The sequence below is a fragment of the Mesorhizobium sp. M2A.F.Ca.ET.039.01.1.1 genome, from assembly GCF_003998035.1.
GTDB lineage: Bacteria > Pseudomonadota > Alphaproteobacteria > Rhizobiales > Rhizobiaceae > Mesorhizobium.
The window spans coordinates 21,595-28,938 of sequence record NZ_RZRY01000020.1 but is presented as its reverse complement, the minus strand read 5'-3'; the positions used below and the strand labels follow the sequence as shown (position 1 = coordinate 28,938).

At 63.9% G+C, this 7,344-nt stretch carries 8 protein-coding genes; 3 read left to right on the top strand and 5 right to left on the bottom strand.

The features are described from left to right. From EOA24_RS03740 to EOA24_RS03725, 4 genes are all read right to left on the bottom strand, one after another. On the bottom strand, positions 1–666 hold a 666-nt coding region (locus EOA24_RS03740), incomplete at its 3' end, for an NAD(P)-dependent oxidoreductase (protein ID WP_348633064.1). 37 nt (positions 667–703) lie between these two features. Then, the gene (locus tag EOA24_RS03735) at positions 704–1,504 is read right to left on the bottom strand and encodes an N-acyl homoserine lactonase family protein (RefSeq protein ID WP_126081369.1); all 801 of its coding nucleotides are present in this window, start codon (positions 1,502–1,504) and stop codon (positions 704–706) included. 59 nt (positions 1,505–1,563) lie between these two features. Beyond that, entirely contained in the window at positions 1,564–2,391 is an 828-nt protein-coding gene (locus EOA24_RS03730) for an SDR family NAD(P)-dependent oxidoreductase (RefSeq protein ID WP_210211603.1), read from the bottom strand. A gap of 170 nt (positions 2,392–2,561) precedes the next feature. Then, the gene (locus tag EOA24_RS03725) at positions 2,562–3,551 is read right to left on the bottom strand and encodes a LacI family DNA-binding transcriptional regulator (RefSeq protein WP_210211604.1); all 990 of its coding nucleotides are present in this window, start codon (positions 3,549–3,551) and stop codon (positions 2,562–2,564) included. 208 nt (positions 3,552–3,759) lie between these two features. Between EOA24_RS03725 and EOA24_RS03720 the strand changes: the two genes are divergently transcribed. Further along, on the top strand, positions 3,760–4,242 hold the full coding sequence (locus EOA24_RS03720) for a hypothetical protein (RefSeq protein ID WP_126081372.1): 483 nt from the start codon (positions 3,760–3,762) through the stop codon (positions 4,240–4,242). A gap of 17 nt (positions 4,243–4,259) precedes the next feature. After that, entirely contained in the window at positions 4,260–5,138 is an 879-nt protein-coding gene (locus tag EOA24_RS03715) for an N-acyl homoserine lactonase family protein (protein WP_126081373.1), read from the top strand. Positions 5,139–5,183: 45 nt separating this feature from the next. On the opposite strand, the gene EOA24_RS03710 is transcribed toward EOA24_RS03715, so the two are convergent. Next, a complete protein-coding gene (locus tag EOA24_RS03710) occupies positions 5,184–5,966 on the bottom strand; it encodes an SDR family NAD(P)-dependent oxidoreductase (protein WP_189343076.1) in 783 nt (260 codons plus the stop codon). A gap of 413 nt (positions 5,967–6,379) precedes the next feature. Between EOA24_RS03710 and EOA24_RS03705 the strand changes: the two genes are divergently transcribed. After that, a complete protein-coding gene (locus tag EOA24_RS03705; RefSeq protein ID WP_189343077.1) occupies positions 6,380–7,318 on the top strand; it encodes a sugar ABC transporter substrate-binding protein in 939 nt (312 codons plus the stop codon). Positions 7,319–7,344 lie beyond the last annotated feature (26 nt).

Sequence of the window (7,344 nt, the reverse complement as noted above, 5' to 3'; positions counted from 1 at the left end):
GCCCGAATTGATGACCTCAAGCATGACGTCCGGATCGAGCCCGGCCTTGGTGCCGAGCACGAGCGCCTCGGAAGCGATCGACAAAGCCGTCACCGACATCAAATTGTTGATCACTTTGATCATCTGGCCCATGCCGGGCTCCAGGCCGACATGGACCGGCTTGCCTAGCGTTTCGAGCACCGGGCGGATCGTTTCCATCGTCGCGTCGTCGCAGGCGGCCATCATCGCCAGCGTGCCCTTCTCGGCGCCGCCCACGCCGCCGCTCACCGGACAGTCGGCCAGCGAGATGCCGGCCGCCTTGAGGCCTTGCGCGACAAGGCGCTCCGTCCGCGGACCGGTGGTCGAGAGGTCGATGACGATGCTCGCGCCCTTGGCGGAGGTGAGCCCGTCTTGGCCAAGGCAGACGGCCTGCACGATCTCCGGCGTCGGCAGCGAAAGCAGGACCACGTCGCAGCGCTTCGCCAGCTCCGCGGGTGTCGCGGCCTTGCCGGCGCCCTGCGCGGCCAATGCCTCGACGGCGGCCGCATTGGTGTCATAGACGCTCACGCTATAGCCTGCCGCCATCAGGCGCTTCGCCATCGGCGTTCCCATCCTGCCGGCGCCAGCCAGCCCGAGCTTGAGATCAGTCATTGTCGTCTCCATACGATTTTGCGACGAACGCCCCAAGGCTTTCGACCATCAGGGGCGCCGATCAAAAAGGCGCTCACGGCGCTCCGGCGATCGGGTCGAGGTCGAGGCGCACGATGTCGTCCACGCCCGCCAGCGCCGCGGGATAGCGGGCGAGCACCAGCGGATCGTGGCCCGGGATGATGTGGTTCGGCGTGCTGGCGAGCTTCTTCATGGTGGCGTAGCCGTCCAGCATGTCGGTTGCGCTTTCCAGCACCGGGAAGGGCCGGTTCTGCTCGAAATTGGCGTAGAAATGCGATGCGTCGGAGCCCAGCACCACCCACCCGCGCTGCGTCTTCACCCGGATCACCTGCAGGCCCTTTGAGTGGCCGCCGACACGATGCACGGTGAGGTTCGGAGCGACCTCGGAGACGCCGTCATGGAAGGTCACGCGCCCGGCATAGAGCTTGCCGATCATGCTGGCCACGTCCTCATAGTCGAACGGATGCCTGAGATAGCTGTGGCACATGCAGCGTCCCGTGCAGTAGGCCATCTCCACGTCCTGGACGTGATAGCGAGCCTTCGGGAACAGCTCGTGATTGCCGGCATGGTCGAAATGCATATGCGAGATAATGACGTCCTCGACCTTGTCCGGATCGATGCCGATCATCTTCAATCCATCGCCGACCGGGCGCAGCAGATTTCGCTGGCGCCGGTCCGCGACTTTCGCGTCGAAGCCCGTATCGAACACGAAAGTGCGCGACTTGCCGACGATCGCCCAGACGAAATAGTCGAGCGGCATCGGCCCGTCATGCGGGTCGCCGCCGATGAAATTCGCTGCCGCGTTGCGGTCGTGGTGGCCGTAACGGATGGCGTAGACTTCGTACAATTCGTCCATGGATCGCTCCTCTAGACATTACTCTCGCGCAGGCGATGCCGGTCTGCTTCGACCCTAGCTCAACTTGCCAGCCAGCCTGCTTCGACCGGCAGTACCGATCCGGTCATGTCCCGGGCGATCGGCCCGCACAGGAAGACGAGCAGGTCCGAGATGCTCCCGGCCGAGACGAAGTTGCCGCCCGGCTGCTTGCCCTCGAGGAAGAGCCGCTCGGCCGCCGTCCGGTCGATGCGGCGCTCGGCCATTAGCCTCTCCACCCGTTCTTCCGTGCCGGGCGTCAGCACCGAACCCGGGCAGAGGCTGTGACAGGTCACGTCGCGATCCAGGTTCTCCAACGCCACGGCGCGGGTCAAGCCGAGGATAGCAGACTTCGTTGTCACATAGCCGACGCGATCGGTCGTTCCGCGCATGCCGTAGACGGAGGTAATGTTGAAGATCCGGCCGAAATTCCGGCTGCGCATGTTCGGGAGCAGAAGCCGGATGGCGTGGAACGCGGCGGAGAGGTTGACCGCCAGCGCCAGGTCCCATTGCTCGGTCGGGAACTCTATGACCGGAGCGAAGTGCCGGACGACAGCATTGTTGACGAGGATGTCGATCGGACCGAGCACCGACATCGCAGCATTGATCAGTCCTTCGACGCCCGATAGCGTCGAGAGATCGGCCTTGTGGTAGGCAACACGGGCGCCCGTCTTACGGGCGAGATCGTCGCGTTGCGCCTCGATCTGCTCGGCGTCTTCCAGACCGTGCAGTATTACGCCGCAACCGGCCTCTGCAAGCCTTGCAGCCATCGCCTGCCCGAGACCCGCGGTGGAGCCGGTGATCAAGGCGGTGCATTCGTTGAGCGGCTTCGCCCGGGTGGAGGGCGCTGCTCTCTCAGCTTCCTTCGACAAGCTCAAATCCTGTTCCGCCATTCTGCGAGCATTGCCAAGCCCCTCATTCCTACGATAGTCCGCCAGGCAGGCGACTGCTGCGCAGGTCTCGACTTTATATTGGTACCGGTAACAGAATGCAATCGCAGAAAAGCGGGGAGCCGTGTTGCGATACCGGTGCTCGGGGTGGGTCAGGTGCTCTCGCGCTGGATCACTTCGAACTTGAGGTCGACGACGCTGCCGCGCAGGTGATCGGCGCCGTCGATGATGCGGCTGAGCAGGATCCGCGCCGTCCGCTCGCCTATGTCGTAGCGCGGCAGCCGCAAGGTGGTGATGGAGGGGCTGACATGCCGCAACAGGTCGACGTCGTCGAAACTGGCGAGCGCGATGCGGCCGGGTACTGACCAGCCGCGTCGCTGGCACTCGAACAGCGCGCCGACGGCCAGGACTTCGCCGGCGCAGAAAAGCGCGTCGACCTCCGGCACGCTCTGCATTACCCGCGCGACTACTTCGGCGCCAGCGGCAAGGCCGCGTCCCGTTTCCAGGACCATGCGCGGATCAGGTTCGTGACCCAATTGCTTGAGCGCCGCCAGGTATCCCTTGAGGCGGTCCTGCGAGCGGTCATTATGCACGGAATAGAGGCTGGCGAAGGCGATCTTGCGATAGCCGAGCCTGCCCAGATGCATGGTCATCGCGTAAGAAGCATCGCGATTTGAATAGCTTACGACCATGTCGAGCGGCTCTTTGGGGATGTTGCCGTTCTCGACGACCGGAATGCCCGACTTGCGGATCTTCTCGATCGCCTGTGGCGTATGCTCGGTGCTGTGCAGGACGAGCCCGCCGACCCGGTGGCTGAGGAAGACGGTGATGAGCTCCTCTTCCTCATTGGGATCATAGCCCGATTCCGCGATCATCAGCTGGAAACCAGAGCGCTTCAGGACCTCTGACAGGCCCTTGATCGTCTGCGTGTAGATCGAGTTGTCGATGCTTGGAACGATCAGCCCGATGGTCGTTGAGCGATTCGAGGACAAGCTGCCCGCCAGATGGTTCGGCAGATAGCCGATCTCGCGGACCGCCGTCAGCACACGCTCGCGCATCTCCTCTGACACTTTGCCGGGCTCGTTCAGGACCCGCGAGACGGTCATGGTGGAGACACCGGCGCGAACCGCTACGTCGCGCATTCTGGCGCTGCCATTGCGTCTTTCTTGGTTCTGAGAGGATCGCCTGGGCATCTTGGTTACGCTCGGTCCGGCCGGGGCGCATCAAATCATTCCCTTATCGAACAAACAAGCCGTTGGCGCCGGTTGCAGCAATTCTGTTGTTACCGATATCAAAATCGGGTAATGCCCAAGCGAGGAGGACGCCGCGATGCCGGCGTGGAGGATTGCAATGGGCGTGTATTCCTGCGTCGGCGTGACGGAGCAGTCGCTGCTGCGCTATGCCGATTCCGCGCGTGACGCGCAGCAATTGATCAGCCAGACCATGACCCAACTGTCCGGCTACGCGCTGTTCCTGCTGACGTCGCGCCGCCAGGCGGCGCTGGCCGAGGGCGCTTTGGCTGGAACAAGACAGGCCGTCATGCAAGCGGCAGAAGCGGTTCGCGGCCTGCAGGCGCCAGAGCCGGCCGCGCACCACTACCATCACATGCGCGGTGCGGCCGAGACGCTCATGGAAGCCTGCGCCGCGGCGACGGCGTGCCGCGGGGCGCAGGACAGGTCGGACAAACGGTTCGACACGCTGACACGCGCACTTCGCGCGACGAGCGACCATCTGCGGGCGACGTCGCGCCTGTTGCCCGGCTTCGAGCTCATCGATTTCGGACAGGCCTGTTGCGCCGTCCACGCGCCGGGCCTGTCCGGGCAAGGCATCTAATCAATCAGGAGGATTGAATGGCACACTACTCGATCTGGGTGCTCGAATACGCGGCGGTGGAGAAGTTCCCCTTCAGCGTCATGATGTACGGGCCGCAGCACCAGGGCACGCGCAAGCTTCCCTATGCCTACGCGCTGCTGAAGGGCGGTGGCGAAACCATCCTGATCGATACCGGCTACGACCATGTCGCTTACGGCGAGCAACTGGCCACCGCCTATGGCGTCTCGAACTATCACGGTCCGCGCGCGGTCCTCGCCGAATGCGGCGTGAAGCCGGAGGACGTGACCAGCGTCTTCATTACCCATGCCCATTTCGACCATATGGGCGCCATGCATCTGTTCCCCAACGCCAAATTCTACGTCCAGAAGAGCGAGTTGGACAAATGGGTGTGGGCGCTCACGCTCGGGCCGGAATACCGGTTCCTCGTCGGCGGCGGCGATCCGGCCGATATCGTGCGAGCGGTCGAGGCGGCGAAGGAAGGTCGCATGATCTGCATCGATGGCGACCAGGAGAACGTGCTGCCGGGGATCGACGTCCATCTCGCCGCCGACACCCACACTTATGGCAGCATGTATGTGACTGTCCGCAACGACGGCACCAGCGCCGGCGAGGATCGCTGGATCTTCGCCGGCGATCTCATCTACACCTACGACAACCTGACCGGGCTCGATCCGGCAGCGCCGCAGATCGTGCCCATCGGGCTTGCCGTCGGCAGCCAGCACAATCTGATCTTCTCCAGCGCCGAGATGCTGAAATCGGTCGGTGGCGAGGTGCGCAGGGTGATACCGGTGCATGAAGACCGGCTACGCACGACATTCCCGTCGCGACTGACGGACAAAGGTCTCCAAGTGGTGGAGATCGCCCTCGCCAAGGGCGAGAAGAGCTGCGTCGCCTGAATGAAGAGGAACAAGGCTGGGGGCTGTGCCCCAGCCTTGAAAGCGTCAGAGCTTGTCGGCGCCCGCGACGAAGCCGCCGCCGTCGATCACCACGGCCTGCCCGGTGATGAAGGATGCGGCGTCCGATGACAGGAAAAGCACCAGCTGCGCGATTTCGGACGGGTCGCTGATGCGGCCCATCGGGATCATCGGCAGCACCGTGTCCTTGGCGCTCTGCTCGCTGCCGAACATGCCGCGCAGCAGCGGCGTCATCACCGAGCCAGGCGCGATGGCGTTGACGCGGATGTTCTTGCGCGCGACTTCCAACGCCACCGAGTTGGTGAGGCCGATCACGCCCCACTTGCTGGCGCAATAGACCGCGGTCGTGGCGAAGCCGATGACGCCGAACAGCGACGAGGTGTTGACGATCGCGCCGCCGCCCTTGGCGGTCATGTGCGGGACCTGATGCCTGAGGCCGTTGAAGATGCCGCGCAGATTGACGTCCATCAGCAGGTCGTAATCTTCGTCATCGAGCTCGTGCACTGGCGCGGTCTTGCCCGGGACGCCGGCATTGTTGAAGGCGATGTCGATGCGCCCGAACCGCTCGAAGGCATGCTTGTGCAGGGCCGCCATCGCCTTGCTGTCGCGAACGTCGACTTCCTCGAATTCGATCTCGACGCCAAGCGGCTTGACCTCTGTCTTGAGGCTTTCTCCGGAGTCCGCGCCGATGCCGGAGACGTAGAGATTGGCTCCGGCCTTGGCGAAGGCCAGCGCCGTTGCCCGCCCGATGCCGGTCGTCCCGCCGATCAGGATGACGTTCTTGCCGGAAAAGTCATAGGTCACTTTCATGTCTGTTCCCATCTCGCTCGAGCTGTTACGCGCTCGCGGCGCTCTCCACTTAGACCGCCTCAGCCATAGCCCTAGCCTGATACCGATAACAAGAAAAATCAGCTTGGCAACGTGAACTCGTCCATTTCAAATCGCATGTGATGTCGCAACGGCGAATTTCTCGGGCGGGTTGACGGCGGCTATTGCCGGTCTGCTAAAACTGCCATATGGTACCGGTACCAAGATCAAGCGGCAGGCGCCTCTGTCTCATGTTGGCTCGTGAGAGCCGCAGCGGAGGGGTGCATGCAAGCGGCCGGCAGGGGTGCCCGACGGACACGGCGAAGCCGGTGTCCCGGCGCCCCTGGTCGGAGTCCGAGGAGAGGGAACGGTCGGTCCGCCATGGGCCGGCACCAACGGGAGAGGAGGATTCCCAGATGAAAAGGCTTTTGCTTGCCTTACTGACCGCTGGAACGATGATCGTTTCAACTGCTGTGCAGGCGCAGGACCACAAGACGCTCGGCATCGTCGCGCTGCTCGCCAATGACGCGCTCAACATCGCGGTCATCGGCGGGGCGACGGACGCAGCCAAGGCAGCCGGCTGGGACGTCAAGGTGACCGACACCCAGGCGAGCGCCGATCAGGCCAACGCAGCGATGAACAGCTTCGCGGCCCAGCATGTCGACGCCATCTTCGTGCTGGCCTTCGCCAGCAGCTCGATCGGCTCCGGCCTGGCGGCGGCGCGCGACGCGCATATCCCTGTCGGCACTTGGGGTGGCGAGATCGTCCCCGGCATCGTGGCGACGACCAGCGGCCGGCAGGTTGGCGACGATTCGGTCAAGTATCTCCTGGAGAAGGCCGGCGATAAGGCCAATGTCCTGGCCATGACCTTCCATCCGGGCAAGCTTTGCATCGACCGCGGCATGGCCTTCGACGAAGGAGTCAAGGGCAAGTCGGGCGTCAAGGTGGATTACAGCGAAGTGGTCGCGCCCGGGCAGGTCCAGTTCGGCAACGCCACGGCCGCGGCCTGGCTGACCGCGCATCCGGCCGGCGGCGACACGCCGCTCGCCATCTGGTCGTGCTGGGACGAGCCGATGCAGGGCGCCGTGGCGGCGCTGCGCCAGGCCGGGCGCACCGATGTGACGACAGTGTCGATCAACGGCAGCGCCCAGGCCCTGCAACTGGTCAAGGAAGGCGACATGACGGCCACCGTCTGGCAGCCCGCCTATCAGGAGGGCAAGGAAGTGTTCCAGGCCATTCTCGACTCCATGAAAGCCGGCGATTCATGGCAGCCGAAGACCATCGAGATCCCCGGCGTGGTGGTGACCAAGGACAATGTCGACAAGTTCATGGCCGAACACCCCAATGGCATGTAAGACATACAGGCTGAGCCGCTCCGCGA

What these genes read in the sequence shown, in the direction of transcription:
- EOA24_RS03735 (WP_126081369.1), bottom strand. Translation starts at nt 1,504, where the DNA reads ATGGACGAATTGTACGAAGTCTACGCCATCCGTTACGGCCACCACGAC.
- EOA24_RS03725 (WP_210211604.1), bottom strand. Translation starts at nt 3,551, where the DNA reads ATGCGCGACGTAGCGGTTCGCGCCGGTGTCTCCACCATGACCGTCTCG.
- EOA24_RS03720 (WP_126081372.1), top strand. Translation starts at nt 3,760, where the DNA reads ATGGGCGTGTATTCCTGCGTCGGCGTGACGGAGCAGTCGCTGCTGCGC.
- EOA24_RS03715 (WP_126081373.1), top strand. Translation starts at nt 4,260, where the DNA reads ATGGCACACTACTCGATCTGGGTGCTCGAATACGCGGCGGTGGAGAAG.
- EOA24_RS03710 (WP_189343076.1), bottom strand. Translation starts at nt 5,966, where the DNA reads ATGAAAGTGACCTATGACTTTTCCGGCAAGAACGTCATCCTGATCGGC.
- EOA24_RS03705 (WP_189343077.1), top strand. Translation starts at nt 6,380, where the DNA reads ATGAAAAGGCTTTTGCTTGCCTTACTGACCGCTGGAACGATGATCGTT.